We start from the raw sequence: 21,892 nt of genomic DNA on the forward strand, positions 1-21,892 counted from the left end.
AAGAGAAATGCCCCTTAATCAAGCTTTCTAATCAGTTCTGAGGTAGTAAAATGACGAGCGCCCGCCTCAACGCGTTAAGACTTGCAGTGGCCATTGCAATCAGCTCTTCCGTCATCAATACACAGGCAATGGCTGGTCGCAGGCTGCAAATAAAGTCTGTCTATTTTCAGGAACATCTGGAGTTTACCCGGATTGAGGTCATGGTCAGGCCAACTTTAGGGGAAGACCGGCAGCCAATGCCCAAATCCTTTACGACCACCTACAATTACCCTCATCAGACCGGTGAGAGGGTCTTTCTCTCTAGTTCTATAAGCTTTACAGACAGTCTTTCCTTTGACAGTGGCATTTCCATTGTTGATGTGTTTGAAACAGGCGAAAACGGCGTTGCCCGCAAATACACCAAAACCCTGAAAGTGGGTGATGAGGGAGTCTTCAGGTTCACACATGACCTTGCAGAAAAGGAACTGGTCATTGAAGTCAGAGGCGGAATCACTGATAGGGGTTCAGTTGAGGTGATTCGCAGTCAATCAGATGGCGCACTGGAACCGCTAACGAAAATCGCCAGCCCTTCAAGAATGGCCACCTTGCTGAACCTTGTCGAGCTTATGGCAGGAAACCTCGGTAGAAGTGATCATTATGTTCCCCTTGCCACCATTGAAGTAGAAAAAGTTGCAGTGAATGGGCGCACCTTTATGCAACTTCTTGCTGCGGGCGATCAGCCCCCTGAACTGCAACGTCTGGGACAATCACTCTTTGTCAATGATGATGTTCTACTGGCAGCAGCGGCCTCTGCCTATATCCAGGTTTATATCCTGGGAGAGGATTTACAACAGCAAGCTCTTAATGAACTTCTGGCACATAGTAAACCCGTCGGATATGTTGTACACGTCGAAGATCACACACAAGCTTATCCTGTGCCTGCAGGTTATCCGAAGCTGGAGGTCTCAGAAACTCCGGGAGAGGTAATTGTTTTCCATGGTCAGATGCATGGTCCCGATGATATTGCTTTTGTAGAAAGCCTGTATAACCTCTGGGAAAAAGCTGAGGGTAATAACCCCGCCCAGGCAGTTGCAACATGGGTTAAACAATATGATGTCAGTGCCTACCAGTCCGTCATTCGAAGCAGGCAGATGACATTGCTGGAGGGGCTTGCTGCGCGGCACCATGCGGGTGTTAACGAAGATCAACCAGCGACGCTTATAAACGAAGATATGCAGGCACTGCGTGCGCTTGCAAATTATGAATATCTCCACCAGGCACTGACCAGTGCTATTCCAGATGGAACATATGGAGCAGCTGAATTTGAACTCACACCGGAACACATCAGAGTCGCTTCGTCAGCCATCACGCCAACCTGGATACAGATTCAACTGGCAAAAGAGTTCAGTTTCAAACCGGTATTCAGAGACCTTCTGACTAACCAGTACTTTCTTCAGAATATTCTGAACATTAAACCCGTTGCCGTCGATTCAGAAACCGATATTTTGCACGACAACAAACAGTTTGCTACCAAAGTCACGGCCGACATGATCAGGCAGCTGATTGAGAGGGAAAGCAAGCTGGAAAAGCAGCTGTCAACAACAAAAAGTAAACTCACCCGGGTTACATACCAGTTAGGGCTCATATTCAAGAAAGCCACTCCCGGTGAAAAGAAAAAACTCAGAGCACTTCAACTCAGGCAACAGGCTGAGGATGACTATCTACAGCTTCAGAGACTGAGTATCACCGAAGATCGACCCGGACTGGCTCCCGATGAAACAGGTGAATCGGAAGCTCAAGGGACCATTCAGCAACAGAGCACCAGCACAAAAGCAGAAAAAGTTCTGGCCGATATGGACTCCTTCACACAGCAGCACCCTCTCAGGCAACAGGCTCTCAATGCTGCGCTGGGTTTGGCAGAATCAGCAATCAACAGTGCTAAAACAATACCCTGCCTCACGACTTTCGATTTTAACGATGAATTTGCACCGATTCACTTGCAGGCGCTGGTCGGGGATGATCTGACGTTTAATGAGGCCAGTCGTATTGTGGAAGTTCATGGCATGGCTAAAAGAGCCATTCACTTCGTCGAGCATGAACCAGAGGACCTGAAAGACTTCTCGAAATACTTCGCTACCCACTCTGTCAGTGGTAGCAAGATCATTGCTTTGCTGCGTGAAGGTCTGATCAGCAAGATAGAACTTGAGAACTACATGAAGGCTGTCAGAGGTGTTGATGGTTATCAGACAGTGGATGAATTTGAACACTTCCTTGGCAACAAACACGGCATTAACCTGCCTCGTTTCAAAGCCGTTGTGCAGATACTGTCCGATGAGGGGGTCGATGAATTCATGCAGAGTGCCTTTACTCCTGTGATCTCAACTGTCAGTGACCCGGCAGGTATGAAAGAATCTGTTGACGGCATGAAAGAGTTCGCAGCCGCAGTCATCGCCAACTATATTCTTGACGATATTGCCTTTGAAAATGGCCGCAGGACGGCAGCCTTTCTGACCAATGTTCAGGATACCCTGACGCCTTACGCCAATGCTGCCGACCTGTCTGAATCAGACCTGATCAAGGCTATTCATGACACCTTGATGCAGGCTCATGCCGCTGCGGTTGAGCAGGGGCTAAATAACTACTGGATCAAACCTTCAGCCTCTCTGGTACAGGCTGTCACCTGGTACTTCTCCAGCTACAAACCCCTGCTGGCGACCCGCGCCACCTGGCAGGCTGCCGGGCTATCCCTCTCGAACATGTCATTCCTCTATCTTCTGGACCTGACCAACAGGGGTGATTACCTGCACCGGGTGCTCATACCTTTCCAGCACTGGTTGAAAGGCTTCGGTGTTGATCCTGACCGAACCGGCCAATATGTCTATCACAGTGGAGTTGAACAAATCTCTGAAGCAGGCGGGCTGGCCATGCCATTGGGCAAGGCCGCTTCCTCAGTCATTCTGCTGAGAACCGGCTCCATGTTATTTGCCAGACAGCACAACGCCAACCCCCAAATGTATCGCAACATTTTCCGTCTGCTGCCTGAAATGGTGAAATCCATGAGCTCCGGACAAGGGGTTCAGGTACCACTGCTGCAGAGGGTGACGCCACAAAAAGTGAAAAGCCTGGCCTCTGCAACCACCGGTCTGGTGCTGGGTCCGGTAGCCACTGTCGGAGCATGCGTCTATAGTCTTGTATCAGGGCTCACCTATGCTCAAACCTTCGGATTCGCTCTGGCGTCGAGTCTCGCGTTCGACTTCTTTATGAACGACAACAAGCTGCTCACTCAATGGCTGGGTGGTCCTCTGGGCCGCACTCTTGACAAGATGAATCGCTGGATAGGCTTGGGGGAAACGCAAGATGAATATGAGCAACGTAACGCTATTGCCTCGCCTCAACGCCTCAATGAAACCGATGAAGCCTATACAAACCGGGCTAAAGCCAGCAACAGCATGTATGGCTGGACTCGACACGAAAATTATCTACAGTTCCGCGAACGCCGTGATCGCACCATGAAACTGTTTGAGAATGGCTGGGAGAAATACTTCAGGGAAAATATACCTGAATGGTCATTCTCCCATGCAGAAAGCTTTCCTTACTCCTACACTTTGGGAGCTTTCTTCGAATGGCGACATGGCAATAACAAGAAAGCTTCTGTTCATGATAAGAGACAGAACCTCGCTGAATGCGTCATGCAACCAGCAACCAGTTACACCACTGAACGATGAAATACAGGTGATGGCTGCAGGTGTGAGCGTTTCCTCCTCCAGTCCACAGAGGTTTCTCTGCTGAAAGAGCCTGAAGCTACTCACACAAGCAAACACACAAGCAAATGACAGCCATGAGCGAATGTCAGCCATGAGCGATCACAAGTTGCTTCCTCGCCTGGTGTGGTCATCACTTTTCGCGGTAATAAAAAGTACTCAGCTCTGAGGTAGTAGAATGACAAATGCTCGCCCCAAAGTATTGAGCCTTGCTGTGGCCTTTGCAATCAGCTCTTCCATCATTGCCACAGAGGCACTGGCCGGTCGCAGGCTGCAGATAAAACCTGTCGACATTCAAGACAATGAACATGCGGAGTTTATCCAGAGTGAGGTGGAGGTTCGGCCAACTTTAGGTCTTGACCAGCAGCCAATACCCAAATCCTTTACAACCACCTACACTCCTCAGGTTGAGTTCAGGGAGGGCCATATTTGTCCTTCAAAAAGCTCATTTGTCGGCCTTTGTTTTTATTTCGATAGAGGCGTTTCCATTGTCGATCAGTTTGAGACAGGCGAGAATGACGTTGCTCAGAAATACACCAAAGTCCTGAAGGTGGGCGATGAGGGAGTCTTCAGGTTTACCCATAGCCTTGACGCAGAGGAACTGTTGATTGAAGTCAGGGCAGGAATGACCGATGAGGATTCAGTTAACTCTGTTCGTGCTGGATTATCTGGCGGCCAACCATTAGAACCGTCAACGAAACTAGCCAGCACCGAAGAACTGTATTCAATGCTGTTGTGTGCCGATGACAGGGCAGGAAGCCTGGGTTCAGGCGATCACTATGTCGCCCTTGCCACCATTAAAGTAAAACAGGTTGCAGTGAATGGGCGTACATTCATGCGCCTTATCTCAGGGGGTGCTCAGCCTCCCGGGCTAAAGCGCCTGGGCCAATCGCTCTTTGTTAATGATGGGGCTCTGCTGACGGCTGCCACTTCTGCCTATATTCAGGTTCACGTCCTGGGAGGAGATATACAACAGAGGGCTCTCAATGAACTGTTGGAACACAACAAACCCGTTGGCTATGTTGTACACGCCGATGATGACACGCTGGTTTATCCTGTGCCTTCGGGTTATCCAAAACTTGAAGTGACTCAGACTGCTGAGGATATCATTATTTTCCGTGGCCATAATCCGAATCCAGCCGATGTCGCTTTTGTAGAAAACCTTCTTAACCTCAAAGAAGCTGAGGCTCACAACTCCGCTAATCCAGTATCAGTTCTTGTTTTAAAATCTAATGTCAAAAGGTACCTGCGGTTCATTCGAAGCAGGCAGCTGGCGCTGCTGGAGGAGTTTGTTGTGCGGCACAATGCTGGAGTGAACGAAGATCAAACGACGCTTGCACACGAAGATAAAGAGACGGCGCTTGCACTGGCAAAATATGAATCTCTGCAGCAGGCGCTGAGCATTGCTGACCAAGATGAAACATTTCGGTTTGCGTTCACAGCAGACCACATCAGAGCTGCTTCGTCACTCATCACGCCAATCTGGATGCAGGCCCAACTCTTAAAACGCTTCAGCTTCAACCCTGTACTCAGAGACCTTCTGACTAGCCAGCATGCTGTTGAGAATATTCTTAATCATATATCCACTGTCGTTAAATTAGAGACCGACGACTTACACGACGACAAACAGTTTTATGTCAAATTCAGGAAAAACCTGGCCAGACAGCTGGCTGAACGGGACAGCGACCTGCAAGAGCTTCTTCAGAAAGAGGCAGTCGAACTCTTGCAGCTTGAATACAGGTTGCAGCGGGCACCGGAAATAGCCGATACCGGCGATGAGATAAAACTGGAAGTGCAACAACTCCTTCAGATCATTAAGGGTAAAGTTGCAAAGCTTCTTGTGCAGCTGGAAGATCAGCAAAGCCTGCAAAATACAATTATTCAGAAAATCGGGCGAATTCCTGAGCTGGAACAGGAAGTTCTTTTTGCCAGAAGTCTTTACAACGCTGAACTGGCAGTAGCACTTGGCAAGGATGACTGGAGTGATACCCGGTCACTGGATGAGCATGCCAGACGCCTCCTGGAGAAAATTAATGGTATGCACAGAGCGGCTGCCTCAGCAGGACAGCCTCAGGAAGAACCTGAAAAGACGACACTGAATACTCAAGCCACTAAAGAAGCAACTTTCGTCAAACTCAGACAAGATGCTCTGGCTGAGGTTCCTGATCCTGAACTGAATGAAGACAGTAAATTACAAGACCGTCAGGCACTGAATGTACTGGAATCCGTAGAAAAACTACTCAAGATCAAAGTCAATGAAGGAGATGACATGACAGCAAGGCTTGAGAGGGTTCGAACCAGGCTTGTCAGGCAAATGGCTCGTCCGGGATCTCAACCAGGATACGTTCCTGATTCAGAGGTAGTCAAAGGCGACATAGAAGAAGCTGAAAGTGCGCTGGAGGAACTTCATCGCAAACTGGATGCTGTTCATGGTAAACAAGTGCTATTTGCACATTCTACTGACGTCCGCCCTGACACGGTCAGAGATACCACTGCTCTCAATCAGGCAATGAAACAAATTCAGACCGGGTTGGGTCTGACTCAGGATGATAATCAAACCCCTGAAGACCTGATAGACGGCATTAAACGTTTTCTGAAAAGAAACAGGGACGAGACAGATAGACGAGTTGAAACCTTTAAGAAACTGGGTGCTGCCATCAAAGATCTCAGACCCCCTTTTGAGAGTGACCCTGATAACATGTCAGAAGAGGATTACATGAATGCTGTCAGAAACTATGTAGCCGCTTATGGTCGGGATGAAGTCGATTTCGCAATAGGCGAACTGCCTGAAACCAGAAGAAAGTACACTCAGGTTACGAAATACCTGCATGAGCACGAATTTAGAGAAATGGAATTGGCTCATGCACAATTTCGAGAAAAACAAGCACAAGAGGCTCTGAATAGAAAAAATCAGGACATTAACCATTCCAAAGACATTGATCCGCAAACTAAAACCTCACTTGAGGACGAGAGAGCTGAGCTGGATTTAGTCCTGGAACAGAAAAAAACGCTGAAGTCAGAAGCACAAAAAGCTCTGGAGGATCATAAAGCGAGTCTTAAAGCCATTGAAGAAACTGTGGGCGTTAAACCAGATTCTACTGCTAACTATGATGACCGGGTTAATGCCCTGAGAAACAAAAAACTGGAACTGGGTGGGAATGATGGCAATGGCGGCAGGATTCAGCAACTGATTCAGGAACAGGACCGTCTGGAAAGTGAGATTGAAGCCAGAGAAGCAGATATTGAGAGAATGAAGGAAGTGCTGAGAGCGGCAGGCAAAGCCGTCAAAAATGACGGCGGTCCCTTCCGGTATACCCCGGGACAGGTAAAAGTTCTGGCCGAGATGCACGACTTCATAAAGCAGCACTCTCTCAAGAAACAAGCTCTGGAAGCCGCAACAGGTCTGGCAGCCTCTGCGGTAAACAGTGGTAAGGTCATACCCTGTCTTACCACTTTCGATTTTGACGATGAGTTTGCCCCCATTCGCTTGCAGGCGCTGGTCGGAAAAGACCTGACGTTTAATCAGGCCAGTCGGATTGTGGGAGTTTTCAAAAGCCTGAAAAGAAGCTTCCCGCTCTCCCCCTCTGAGCCAGATATCATGGAACAAGTCGAGAGTCTGGCGCACAGGGTCAGGAGTGAGATAGGAAGTGGGGCTCAACAATACGACGAGGTCATTAACGGCATGGGCGAAACAGCCATTCACTTCGTCGAACATGAATCAGGAGACCTGACAGACTTCTCGGAATACTTCGCTACTCATTCTGCCAGTGGTAACAAAATTATAGCTCTGCTGCGTGAAGGACTGATCAGCAAGATTGAGCTTGAAAACTACATGAAGGCTGCCAAAGATGTCGGTGGTTATCTGACAGCGGCTGAATTTGAACACTTCCTGGGCAACAAACATGGCATCAATGTGCTCCGTTTCAAAGCCGTTGTCCAGATGCTGTCCGATGCAGGAGTTGATGAGTTCATACAGAGTGCCTTTACTCCTGTGGCCGTTACTGCTAATGAACCGGCAGGAATGAAAGAGTCGGTTGCCGGTATGAAAGAGTACTCTGCCGCGATCATCGCCAACTATATTCTTGACGATATTGCCTTTGAAAATGGCCGCAGGACGGCAGCCTTTCTGACCAATGTTCAGGATACCCTGACGCCTTATGCCAATGCTGCCGGCCTGTCTGAGTCTGACCTGATCAAGGCTATCAATAGCACCTTGATGCAGGCTCATGCCGCAGCGGTTGAGCACCAGCTGAATGAGTACTGGCTCAAACCATCAGCCTTTCTGGTACAGGCTGTCACCTGGTACTTCTCCAGTTACGCCCCCTTGCTGGCGACCCACACCACCTGGCAGGCTACCGAGCTATCCTTCTTGAACATGTCATTCCTCTATCTTCTGGATCTGACCAACAGGGGTGATTACCTGCACCGGATGCTCACACCTTTCCAGCACTGGTTGGAACGCTTCGGTGTTGATCTTGACCGAACTGACGAATATGCCGACCGCAGTGGAATTGAACAAGTCACTGAAGTGAGCGGACTGGCCATGCCAATGGGTAGAGCCGCTTCCTCAGTCATTTTACTGAGAACCGGCTCCATGTTGTTTGCCAGGCAGTACAACGCCAACCCGCATATGTACCACAGTATTTTTCGTCTGGCACCCGAAATAGTGAAGTCCATGGGTTCCGGACAAGGGCTTCAGGTACCACTGCTGCACCGGACGACACCACAAAAAGTAAAAACCCTGGCCTCGGCCACAGCCGGTCTGGTGCTGGGTCCGGTAGCCACTGTCGGAGCATACGCTCATGGCCTTATATCTGGATTCACTTATGCTCAAACCTTTGGATTTGCTCTGGCGTCGAGTCTCACCTTCGACTTTTTTATGAACGACAACAAGATGCTCACGCAATGGCTGGGTGGACCTCTGGGTCGAAGCCTTGACAGGATTAATCGCTGGCTCGGCCTGGGGGAAAACCGGGATAAATATGTGAAACGTACGGCTATTGCTTCGCCTCAACGCTTTAATGAAACCGATGAAGCCTATGCAAAGCGTGTTAAAGCAGGCAAAAAAATGTATGGCTGGACGCGACACGAAAATTATCTGCAATTCCGTGACCGCCGTGATCGTACCATGAAGTTGTTTGAGAATGGCTGGGAGAAATACTTCAGGGACAATGTGCCTAAATGGTCATTCTCCCACGCAGAAAGTATTCCTTACTCCTACACTCTGGGAAACTTCAATGATTGGCAAAAGAGTGATGATCAGATAAATAACCCTCAAACCAAATCAACCACCATCCCCACAGCCGAGAAAGCAGCGCTGGCTGGTCTTGAGGTTAAGAAGTCCGATCTGGAAGACAAGAATACCTATGACGAACTTTGATATCAGAAACCAGTGAATGACCCCTTTAGAAAAGAAGAAAAAAAAAGACACCCATAAATTTGCTTTACCACCCATCTGGTCTACTTTTTCACCCATCACTGATTTTTTACCCAAACAGGTGAGTCCATGGCTCAGGCCCGCAATACACTGATTGACCCCAGCTCAACGCCCTATTACCACTGCATGGCAAGATGTGTTCGTCAGGCTTACCTCTGTGGAGAGAACCACCTGACTGGCAAGAACTACGAGCACCGCCGCCAGTGGGTGGTGGATAAACTCCGGGAACTGGTTTCAGTCTTTGCTATCGAAGTCTGCGCTTACGCAGTCATGTCAAACCATTATCATGTGGTTTTGCACATCAATCAGTCATCTGCCAGAGGCTGGTCACGGAATGAAGTGCTTCATCGTTGGACAACCTTGTTCAGAGGTCCGCTTCTGGTGCAAAGGTATCTGGCCGCTGACAAACTGGGCAGCGCTGAATTGGCCCGTATTGATGAATATGCTGAGGAATACCGGCGTCGTTTAATGGATATCAGCTGGTTTATGCGCTGCCTGAATGAATACCTTGCTCGTGAGGCCAATAAAGAAGACCAGTGTAAAGGACGCTTCTGGGAAGGTCGCTTTAAAAGCCAGGCATTGCTGGACGAGGCAGCTTTACTGACCTGCATGACCTACGTTGACTTGAATCCGATTCGGGCTGGTAAGGTAGAAACACCGGAAGCATCAGACTACACGTCGATTCAGGAACGCGTGGAGCAGGTTAGACATTCTGAGACTAAAAATCAGCCGCTGACCCTGAAACCTTTTTGTTTGCAGGGCCAGAATACGGACGTTGCCCTTCCCTACCTTCTTCACGACTATCTGGAACTGGTTGACTGGAGTGGCCGCGTTGTCAGGACAGACAAGAAAGGTTCCATTCCGTCGTGTACCCCTCCTATTCTTGAAAGATTGGAAATTGATCCGGATGAGTGGCTGAAAACCATGCAATGGAATAATCGTTTTTATCGGGCAGTTGGCCGTCTGAAGGCGATGAAGGCTTATGCACTTGAAGCCGGACAGAAGTGGCTTCGAGGTTTAAACGCCTACAGTCGTTTGTACCTGACAGGTTAGCGTAGAAGTCAGTTAAGACGTCAAAGACCCTCTCTTTATCTCTCTTCGACTTATGTCGGAATGGATTTGTACTGCCTGAGTTATGGCTTGAAAGACTCTGTGCGTTTAATGGCTCTCTGTGTGGCTCGTTGATACGCTACTTGAGGATAGATTTTCTGATACTTTTTGGGAATACGGTTTTTGAGTGTCTTATTTTTTTATTAATTTTTATGGGTGTCTTATTTTTTTGTTATTTTTTATTTTATGGGTGTCTTATTTTTTTTCTTATTTTTCCATGGGTGTCTTATTTTTCTTTTTTTTTCTCCATGGGTGTCTTATTTTTTTCTGCAGAAAACATTCCTTACTTCTACACTCTTGAAGCCTTCAATAAATTGCAAAAGGATGATGAACTGTAAGTACACGGTGATGATAAGAGAAACACCTCTCAATCAAGCTTTCCACCAGCAACCTCAGCAATTCACCATGAAACAGGTGAACACTTCGGCTTACCGTATCAACCATGAGCAATTAACAACCATGGGTGATTTTGAAAGTTGCTTCCTCGTCTGGTGCAACAATCACTTTTCACGATAACAAAAGCAGTGAGATCGCAGAATGACAACTATTCACCCCACTGCATTAAGCCTTGCAGTGGCCATTGCAATCAGCTCTTCCATCATCAGTACACAGGCACTGGCCGATCGCAGACTGCAGACAAAATCTTTTGACATTCTGGACAATGAATCTGTGGAGTTTATCCAGAGTGAGGTCATAGTTCAGCCAACTTTAGGTCATGACCAGCAACCCATACCCAAATCTTTTACAACCACCTACCCAGATCAGACTGAAGCCGTAGCAGGCTACGAGGCTCCTTCTGAAGGCTTCACAGACGTTCTTTCCGGCATCGAAGGTGGCGTTTCCAGTGTTGATCTGTTTGTAACGGACGATAATGACGTTGCTCAGAAATACACCAAAGTCCTCAAGGTCGGTGATGAGGGGATCTTCAAATTCACCCATAATCTTGCGGAAAAGAAACTGGTCATTGAAGTTAGAAAAGGAATGACCGATCAGAATTCAATTTCGGCTGTTCGTGCTCAATCAAGTGATATCCAACCACTGGAACCGTTTACGAAAGTCGCCGACCCTGAACATCTGGTCGGCGTGCTGAAAGGTGCGAATGAAAGAGCAGGAAGTCTTGGCGAAATTGATAACTATGTTGCCCTTGCCACTATTGAAGTAGACCAGGTTGAAGTGAAAGGGCGCACCTTTATGCGACTGATCGCTGCAGGCGATGAGCCACCAGAACTGCAACGTCTGGGTCAATCGCTCTTTGTCAATGATGAGGTGCTTTTAGCAGCAGCCACCTCTGCCTATGCCCAGGTTCATGTTCTGAGAGAAGATTTACAACAGGAAACTCTGAATAAACTCTTGTCCTGCCAGAAACCCGTTGGCTATGTTATCTACGCTGAGGATAACACGCAGGCTCTCCCTGTGCCTGCAGGCTTTCCAAAACTGGAAGTGACTGAGACTCCGGGGGAGATTATTGTTTTCCGTGGTCAGAAGCAGAATCCGACGGATATCGCTTTTATGGAAGCTATCTATGACGTCTGGATGGAAGAGTTCCGCAACAGTCCTCGCCCTCGAGAAACGATACAGATTAAAAAAGACCGGCTCAAAAGCTACCAGTACAACATTAGAAGCAGGCAGATGGCAGTGCTCGAGGAGTTAGCTGCAGAGCACGAGAAGGGCATTGTCAGTAATACAGGTACGTCTTTTTTATACTTTGGCAACGTGGTGACACTTGCATACTATGAATATCTCCAGCAGGCATTGACCTGTGCCAGTTCAGATCGAGCCGATGAATTTAAATTAACAATACCACAGGTCAGATTTGTTTCGTCGTTCATCACGCCGACCTGGATGCATGTCGAACTTGTCAAACGCTTCAGCTTCAAACCCGTACTTGGAAACCTTCTGAATAACCGGTATTTCATTCAGAATATTCATCAAATAATTAAATCCGATACCACCGTATTTTCTGACGATTATTTTGACGATCCTTCCAGCGAACAGGAAGGCTTTGCTTCCAAAGTCAAGCGCAAATTTGCCATGCAGCTGATTGAAATGGAAAACGAGCTGGAAAAGCTGAGGGTAAAAGAGGCCGAACTCAGCGATCAAGACGAATTAACAGAACTAATACATTACTATGAGGATAAGCTTGAACAGCTTCGTGCCAGAGTAGAAGAGCAGGAAAACCAGATAAAGACACTTCGATGGGAAGACGATCAAATTCAACTGCTAAAAAAACATGTGCGCAATGATGCCGCAAAAGCTCACAACGCGCAACTGGCAGAAGAGCTTGGCATTGATGACTGGGATGTCACTCAACCCCCCGAAGAACAGTCCAGAATTATCAGCAGAAAAATTCATGAAATCCACCAATCAGTTGCCACAAGGCTTGCTGCAACAGAAGCTGGAACGCCAAGCCACCGCCCTGAAGTACTTCGGAAACTGACTGCTGTAGAAAAAGCACTGAACATGGTCGACCTCAATAGCGAGGGGGATGTCTATGATCGCCGGAACGCCATTTCTGAGAAAATTCAGACATACCTCAAGGAGGCCAAACGGCGGACAGAAGAAGAGGCGCTGGATGTGCTGAAAACTGCAGAAGAAATACTCGAGATCCAAGTCAGTGAAGGTGATAACAACCTGGAACGACTTGAAAGGGTTCGTGATAAGCTTCTGGAGGATGATGTCATCGAAAAAATGACGGAGTATCAATTTCAAGCCCTCTGGAGAGAAGATCCCAAACCTGATTACGAAAGAAGGAAAGGTAAACTTGAGAAGCTCCAGCTTTGCGTGCGTATTACCTCTTATGTTGAAACGGATGAGCTAGCCACAAGACGACAGATAAGGATGCTTGAAGCTGTAGAGAACAGGCTGGGCATCGACAAGAACGAAAACGCTCCTGCTAAAGAAAGAGGCATGGCTTTCATTGCTAAAATGGCCGACGGCCTGGAAGTAGAATTAAAGAAAGATGCCAGTATGCGTGAACATATGATTGCTATGTTAAAAAGCCTTTCAGAATTAAAGTTTGACGCAATCAGGCGCTGTAAAGATGAACCTGTCTCAGGAGATAAAAACAATGCCTGTCAGAATGACCGGATCAGTCTCGTTGATAAAACATTCTCAAAAATGATTAGAGACGTTTTCAACGTCGTTGAGCCTACCATTAATGAACATATCGCAGTCATTGAGAATGAGCTTGACAGGCAAATGGCTCTGCTGGGACCAAAACCCCGATACGTTCTTGATCACGAAGTAGCCAGAGCCAGGCGAGCAGTAAAAGAAGCTGAAAATGAGCTGGAAAAAGCAAACTACAATATGGATGTTTTGCTCCAACGTACCCCGGAAGACATTGCTATCAATCAGGCAATGAAACAGTATCAGACCCAGCTGGGTCTGCCTGCAGGTGACGAGCAAACCAACGAAGAGCGGGCAGAGGACATCATATATTACCTGCTGGGATACAGAGTAGACATACGAGATAAAATCATTGAGGAGCTGAAAGCCAAAACCAATCTGCGCGTCTGGATAAAAGGCGACCCCGCTTCGCTGGAAGAAGCTGATGATTACGTTCTTACTTTTAATGGTTATTCATATACTCCGGGTCGGGAAACAACCGGTGAAATGGAAAGATTGTGGAATGAACTGCCTTTAACCAGAAAAAAGTACACTCAAGTCACGGAATTCCTGCGTGAGCACGACAGGAAAAGTATCGATTTAGCCAACGCAATGGCTGAAGAAGTTGCTGCACGAGAAAATCTGGTTCGCAAAGAACAGCAGATGTTCGACTATGAAAACATCAATAGGAACCCATCAAGCTCCGATAAAATCGATCGGGATCGGCTGAATTCAGCCATGAATCGTAAATATCAAGCTGCATTAATTGCAAAACAGGACCTGGCGGATCATGACGCGCTTCTTGAAGCCACTGAAGCAGCTGTGGGTCTTAAACCAGACGCTTCTGACACTAATGAACAACGGATTAATGCCCTGAGAAACAAACAAGTAGAACTGGGTGGTGACGATGGTGCTGGCGGCAAGATCCGGCAACTGATTGAGGAACCGTCCCTGGGTATGCGTCTGGAAGCTGAAATTGAAGCCAGTAAAGCAGACGTTGTGAGAATGAAAAATGTCCTGAAGGTTGCCGAAGAAGCCGCCAAGAATGTCCGCAGTCCCATCCAGTACACAGAGAGACATGCAAAACTGCTGACCGATATGAACGACTTCATGCAGCAGCACCCTCTCAAAAAACAAGCTCTGCAAGCCGCAATTGGCCTGCACCTGGCAACAATGGAGAGCGATAAAGCAATGCCATTTCTTCCGGTTTTCAATTTTGACGATGAATTCGCATCCATTCGCGTAAAGGCATTGGCTGGAGACACACTGACATTTAAACAGGCCAGTCGGATTGTGGAAGTTTTTAAGAGCCTGAAGACCAGCTTTCCGAAATACCCTGTCCAGCCCCTGTACGGCCAGCCCAGGGATGCGCTGGATGAAGTTGATATTCTGGTACTCAAGGCCATGTCTCAGATGGAAATAGGGTCTCAACAATTCAAGGACGAAATTCGCGCCATGGGCAAAACAGACATTCACTTCGTCGAGCATGAACCAGAGGATCTGGAAAGCTTCCCGGAATACTTCGCTGTCCATTCTGCCAGTGCTAACAAGATCATAACTTTGCTGCAGGAAGGCTTGATCAGCAAGCTTGAACTCGAAAGCTACATAAAGGCCGTCAGAGGTGTTGATGGTTATCAGACAGTGGCCGAATTTGAACACTTACTTGGCTACAAACACGGTGTCGACGTGCCTCGCTTCAAAGTCGTTGTCGGGACACTGTCTGATGAGGGGGCTGAAGAATTCATGCAGACTGCCTTTAATCCTGTGACCGTGGCGGCCACTGACCCGGCAGGTATGAAAGAGTCTGTTGTCGGCATGAAAGAGTATGCAGCTGCGGTCATCGCCAACTACGTTCTTGACGATATTGCCTTTGAAAATGGCCGCAGGACGGCAGCCTTCCTGAGCAATCTTCAGGATACCCTGACACCTTATGCCAATGTTGCTGGCCTGTCTGAATCAGACCTGATCAAGGCCATCCATAACACATTGATGCTGGCTCATGTCGCAGCAGTTGAGTGGCAGCTCAATGATTACTGGGTCAAACCTTCAGCTTTTCTGGTACAGGCTGTCACCTGGTACTACACCAGTTACAAACCCCTGCTGGCGACCCATACCGTCTGGCAGGCTGCCGATCTGTCCCTGTCGAACATGGCATTCCTCTATCTTCTGGATCTGACCAACAGGGGTGATTACCTGCACCGGATGCTCATACCTTTTCAGCACTGGCTGGAACGCTATGGTGTTGATCTTGACCGAACCGCACAATATGCCCAACACAAAGGAATTGAAAAAGTTTCTGAACTGGGCGGACTGGCCATGCCATTGGGCAAGGCCGCTTCTGCAGTGATTCTGTTGAGAACCGGCTCCATGTTGTTTGCCAGACAGTACAACGCCAACCCGCAAATGTATCGCAGCATTTTCCGTCTGCTGCCCGAAATAGTGAAATCAATGGGTTCCGGACAAGGGATTCAGATACCCCTGCTGCACAGGGTAACACCACAAACAGTGAAAACCCTGGCCTCCGCCACAGCTGGTCTGGTGCTGGGCCCAGTTTCCACCGTCGGAGCATACGCCCACGGTCTCATAGCCGGATTTACCTGTGCTCAAACGTTCGGATTTGCTCTGGCATCGGGTCTCACTTTCGACTTCTTTATGAACGACAACAAGATGCTCACTCAATGGCTGGGTGGACCTCTGGGCCGCACTCTTGACAGGATAAATCGCTGGCGAGGCGCAGGTGAAACGGACGATGAATATGTGATGCGCACCGATACTGCTTCGCCTCAACGCTTCGGTGAAACCGATGCAGCCTATACAGACCGTGTTGAAGCAAATGACATGATACATGGCTGGACTCGACACGAAAATTACCTGCAATTCCGTGAACGCCGCGATCACACCATGAAACTATTTGAGAATGGCTGGGAGAAATACTTCAGGGAAAATGTGCCCAAATGGTCGTTTTCCCACGCAGAAAGTATTCCTTACTCCCACACTCTGGGTGCCTTCTTCGAGGCAGTAAAATGACATATCTCCGCCCTGGTGTATTAAGCCTTGCAGTGGCCGTTGCCGTCAGTGCTTCCATGATAGCTACACCGGCACTGGCCGGTCGCAGGCTGCAGACGAAATCTGTCCATTTTCTGAGCTATAGACATGCGGAGTTTACCCAGAGTGAAGTCACTGTTATGCCAGCTGTAGGGGATGACCAGCAGTCAATACCCAAATCCATTAACACCCTCTACATTGATCAGAATCATGACAGAACGAGCTACAGTATTCACTCTGTAAGCTTTACAGACATTCTTTATAATATCTATGGTGGCGTTTCCACTGTTGATCAGTTTGAAACAGGCGAGAACGACGTTGCTCAGAAATACACCAAAATTCTGAAGGTGGATAATAAAGGAATCTTCAGGTTCACTCATAACCTTGGAGAAGAGAAACTGGTCATTGAAGTCAGAGGCAGAATGACCGACGAGGATTCAGTCTGGGCTGTCCGTCGTCGATTAGTTGGCATTAAATTATTAGAACCATTAACGAAAATCGCCCACCCCCAACTGCTGCATGCTGTGCTGGGAGCAGCTGATGACAAAGCAGGAGACCTTGGCGCAAGTGATCACTATGTCGAACTTGCCACCATTGAAGTAGAAAAAGTTGCAGTGAATGGGCGTACCTTCATGCGTCTTATCGCTGCGGGCGATCAGCCTCCTGAGCTGCAACGTCTGGGTCAATCACTCTTTGTCAATGATGATGTTCTTCTGGCAGCCGCCGCCTCTGCCTACATCCAGGTTCACGTTCTGAAAATAGGTTTACAACAGAAAGCTCTTAATGAACTGTTAGCGCACAACAAACCCGTCGGATATGTTGTCCACGTCGAGGGTGACAAACAGCTTTGTCCTGTGCCCTCGGGTTACCCAAAACTGGAAGTAGCAGAAGCTCCGGGGGAGGTTATCGTCTTCCATGGTCAGAAGCCGAATCCGCATGATCTCACTTTTGTAGAAAACATCTATAACCTCTGGAAAGAAGCGGAGGCTGACTACACCATCCCGTCAGCGGCAACAAAAGTTAAAAAAGGTAAGGTCGAAACCTACCTGTACGTGATTCGAAGCAGGCAGATGGCAGTGCTGGAGGAGATTGTTGCGCGGCACGGCGCTGAAGAGCCAACGACGCTTACAAACGAAGATAAACGGGCATTGAATACACTTGCATGCTACGAATTTCTCCAGCAGGCATTGGTCAGTGCTACTCCAACTCTGGCATCTCCAGCTGCTGAATTTGAGCTCACAACAGAACACATCAGAGTCGCTTCGTTAGCCATCACGCCAACCTGGCTGCAGATGCAATTCGCAAAATACTTCAGCTTCAAATCCGTGCTTGGAGATCTTCTGACGAACCAGGATTTTGTTCAGAGTATTCTGAACCCCGTTGCCGCCGAATTACGGGCCGATGTGGCTTACCAGGACGATCCGTTTGCGGCCAAAGTCACTGCCGACATGGCCAGACAGCTGATTCAGAGGGAAAAAATCCTGGCACTTAAACTCAGGCAAAAAATTGAAGTTAAAGCTGAGCATGACCTTGCGCGGTCTCTTTCATTGCAGGAAGGACTGCAAAACCAGTTACAGAAACTTCAGCAGGAAGTCGCGGAAATTCCGGCACTGAAACAGGAAGTTCGTAATGCCAGAGAAAAAGCCATAAAAATTCGCAACATTGAGCTGGCAGAAGCCCTTGGTATTGATCACTGGGATGATGCCCAGTCACCCGAAGAGCAAGCCATACGCATCAGAGAGAGACTTAATGACAAAGACACTGTAAAAACAAATCTGGCCGCTATTGAAGGCCAACTCGGTATTACTCCCGATAATGAAAACGACCTGGGTGCCCGCTTTCAGTCCATTCAACAGCACCTGTCGGCACTGATACAGCCAATACACAACAGAGTTCATATTCTTACAGATTCGAAAGAAGAACTGGAAGACATCAGAACACCAGACCATACCAAAGCCATGCCTGAAGTAGTAGAGAAACTGACGGCTGTGGAAAAAGCCCTGAAGATGGATGACCTCGATAGAAAAGAAGATGTCTATGACCGTCGTCACGCCATTTCTGAGGAAATTCAGACATACATCACTGATGTCAGACAGAATGCAGAGGAAGAGGCGCAGCGTATACTGAAAATCATAGAAGAAATCGTCGGGATCAAAGTCAATGAAGATGATGGCAATGCAGAAAGACTTAACAGGGTTCGTAGCAAACTTGAGAGCGATGATGTCACCGAAAAAATGCTGGCTGATATAGATTACAGGGTCCGGAAAAAAAACATCGCACCGACGTACGAAACAGGGAAATTAAAACTTGCGAGGCTGCAAGGGCGTCTTAACTTTCTTGTCGAAGACGCTGATGAGTTAATCACAAAACAACAGATAGTGCTGCTTAAAGTTGTAGAGGAAAAGCTGAACATCGACATTAGCGAAAACTCTGCGGCTGAAGAAAGAGGCCAGCATTTCATTGCTACACTGGCCGATGTCCTGAAAGTAAAATTTAGAAAAGATGCCAGCCTGGATGAAAAAAAGGATGCTCTAAGTACCAAAATTTGGTTATTAACGGATGAAGTAGACGAACTCTATAACCATGAAAGTGTCAAAAGAGACAGAAACAATGAAATAGCTCTTCAACTCAACATTGAAAATTATAAAGAAGATGCTCCTCTCAAAGACCAGAACCGTCTGATTACAGCGACACTCGCGCGGCTGGATGAAGAAGTTTTCAATGCGGGTCAGCCCGATGTTAATGAGCGCGTTGCAGCCATTGAGAATGAGCTTGACAGGCAAATGGCTCGCCTGGGACCTAAGCCCCGATACGTTCTTGATCGAGAGCTGGCCAGAGCGAAAGTAAGCATAGAAGAAGCTGAAACTGAGCTGGAGGAACTTCATCGCAAACTGGATGCTGTTGATCGTAAACAGGTGGTATTCACAGATTCTACTGACGTCCCCACCGACAGAGATAAATACATTACGGCTCTCCATAAATCACTGAAACGCATTCATGCCAGGTTTGGCCTGACTCAGAATGATAATCAAACCCCTGAAGACCTATTAAACGACATCGAACGCTTTCTTCAGGAAAGCGAATACTATGCAGAAAAACGGGTTGGCCTCATTCATCAGCTGAACACTAACATTAGAGCCCTGAAAATCCCTTTTGAGTTTGACCATGATAATTATTTAGAAGGATCTAATTACATTAATGCCATTAGAGACTATCAAGCGTCTCATGGTAAGGATAAAGTCAATCACGCAGAGGGCGAACTGCCAGAAACCAGGAGAAAGTACACTCAGGTTACACAGTTCCTGCATGAGCACGATTTTAGAGAAATGGAGTTGGCCAGTGCCAAGGATGAAGAAAAGCAATCACAAGCGCCTCTGGATACTGAAAATCAGGCGATTGACAACTCCAAAGACATAGATCCGAAAACTAAAACCAAACTTGAGCACAATAAAGAAATAATGGACAAAATAGTAAAAATATCAAAAGCACTGGAAACTCTGGAGGATCATGAAGCAAGTCTTAAAGTCATTGAAAATAATCTGGGTCTTAAGCCAGACTCCACTGCTACCCATGACGCCCGTATTGATGCCCTGAGAAACAAACAGCTGGAACTGGGTGGGGATGATGGTTTTGGCGGCAAGATTCTGCAACTGACACGGAAACAGCAGAATCTGAAAAGAGCAGCAGAGGGCAAAAAAGCGGAATTAGAGATATTAAGGGAAGCCCTGAGAGCTGCAGAGGAAGCCGTCGAAAATGACGGTGGTCCCTTCCAGTACTCACCAGAGGAGCTGAAAAGCTTCTCGGAATACTTCGCTACCCATTCTGCCTGTGCTAACAAGATCACTACTCTGCTGCAGGAAGGCTCAATCAGCAAGGTTGAACTTGACAACTATATAAAGGCCGTCAGAGGTGTTGATGGTTATCAGACAGTGGCCGAATTTGAACACTTGCTTGGCTACAAACACGGTGTCGACGTGCCTCGCTTCAAGGTTGTTGTCGGGATACTGTCTGATAAGGGAGCTGACGAATTCATGCAGACTGCCTTTAATCCTGTGACCGTGGCGGCCTCTCACCCGGCGGGTATGAAAGAGTCTGTTGTCGGCATGAAAGAGTATGCAGCTGCGGTCATCGCCAACTACGTGCTTGACGATATTGCCTTTGAAAATGGCCGCAGGACGGCAGCCTTCCTGTGCAATCTTCAGGATACCCTGACACCTTATACCAATGTTGCTGGCCTGTCTGAATCAGACCTGATCAAGGCCATCCATAACACATTGATGCTGGCTCATGTCGCAGCAGTTGAGTGGCAACTCAATGATTACTGGGTCAAACCTTCAGCTTTTCTGGTACAGGCTGTCACCTGGTACTACACCAGTTACAAACCCCTGCTGGCGACCCATACCGTCTGGCAGGCTAACGATCTGTCGCTGTCAAACATGGTATTCCTCTACCTTCTGGATCTGACCAACAGGGGTGATTACCTGCACCGGATGCTCATACCCTTCCAGCACTGGTTGCAAGGCTACGGTGTTGATCTTGACCGAACCGGGCAATATGCCTACCACAGTGGAATTGAACAAGTCTCTGAGGTGGGCGGGATGGTCATGCCGTTGGGCAAGGCCGCGTCATCAGTCATTCTGCTGCAAACCGGCGCTATGCTATTTGCCAGACAGCACAACGCCAACCCGCACAGCTATCGCAGCATTTCACGTCTGACGCCCGAAATAGTGAAATCCATGGGTTCCGGGCAAGGGGTTCAGGTACCCTTGCTGCACAGAGCGACACCACAAAAAGTAAAAACTCTGGCCTCGGCCACAGCCGGTCTGGTGCTGGGTCCGGTAGCCACTGTCGGAGCATACGCCCATGGCCTTATATCTGGATTCACTTATGCTCAAACCTTCGGATTCGCTCTGGCATCGAGTCTCACTTTCGACTTCTTTATGAACGACAACAAGATGCTCACTCAGTGGCTGGGTGGACCCCTGGGCCGCAGTCTTGACAAGATAAATCGCTGGAAAGGCATGGGGGAAACGCAAGATGAATTTGTGAAACGTACCGCTATTGCCTCGCCTCAACGCTTCAATGAAACTGATGAAGCCTATACAAACCGTGCTAAAGCAGGCAACAGGATGCATGGCTGGACTCGACATGAAAATTATCTGCAGTTCCGTGACCGCCGTGATCGCACCATGAAGATGTTCGAGAATAGCTGGGAAAAATACTTCAGGGAGAATGTGCCCAAATGGTCGTTTTCCCACGCAGAAAGTATTCCTTACTCCTGCACTCTGGGTGCTTTATTCGAGTCAGGGACTGAAGCGCCTGAGGAAGCCTCTACAGCCATGAATGCATTCCTTCCCTGAAAAACCACTCAATTATACGGGCATTGAGCTTTACCACTGCGAACTGAATTCGCTTCTGGCGGATTCCTCACTTTGAACTAAATTCACTCAACAGC

Annotated in this window: 5 protein-coding genes; all 5 read left to right on the top strand. The window is 48.0% G+C overall.

Going from position 1 to position 21,892, the window contains the following annotated elements:
- The first annotated feature begins 50 nt into the window (after window positions 1–50).
- The 5 genes from ACO6VG_RS24215 to ACO6VG_RS24235 all read left to right on the top strand — a co-directional run bounded on the left by ACO6VG_RS24215 (window position 51) and on the right by ACO6VG_RS24235 (window position 21,797).
- Window positions 51–3,704 (top strand): hypothetical protein, encoded by a 3,654-nt coding sequence (locus tag ACO6VG_RS24215; protein WP_422476047.1) that lies wholly within the window; start codon window positions 51–53, stop codon window positions 3,702–3,704.
- A gap of 214 nt (window positions 3,705–3,918) precedes the next feature.
- On the top strand, window positions 3,919–9,120 hold the full coding sequence (locus tag ACO6VG_RS24220) for a hypothetical protein (RefSeq protein ID WP_422476049.1): 5,202 nt from the start codon (window positions 3,919–3,921) through the stop codon (window positions 9,118–9,120).
- 126 nt (window positions 9,121–9,246) lie between these two features.
- A complete protein-coding gene (locus ACO6VG_RS24225; protein WP_422476051.1) occupies window positions 9,247–10,230 on the top strand; it encodes a transposase in 984 nt (327 codons plus the stop codon).
- A gap of 594 nt (window positions 10,231–10,824) precedes the next feature.
- Complete coding sequence (locus ACO6VG_RS24230; RefSeq protein WP_422476053.1) at window positions 10,825–16,419, top strand: hypothetical protein; 5,595 nt, start codon at window positions 10,825–10,827, stop codon at window positions 16,417–16,419.
- Complete coding sequence (locus tag ACO6VG_RS24235) at window positions 16,416–21,797, top strand: hypothetical protein (RefSeq protein WP_422476055.1); 5,382 nt, start codon at window positions 16,416–16,418, stop codon at window positions 21,795–21,797. The genes ACO6VG_RS24230 and ACO6VG_RS24235 overlap by 4 nt, the downstream gene beginning before the upstream one ends.
- Window positions 21,798–21,892: the final 95 nt, after the last annotated feature.

The sequence above is a fragment of the Endozoicomonas sp. ALB032 genome (assembly GCF_049310125.1).
In the GTDB taxonomy this organism is placed as follows: Bacteria; Pseudomonadota; Gammaproteobacteria; order Pseudomonadales; family Endozoicomonadaceae; genus Endozoicomonas_A.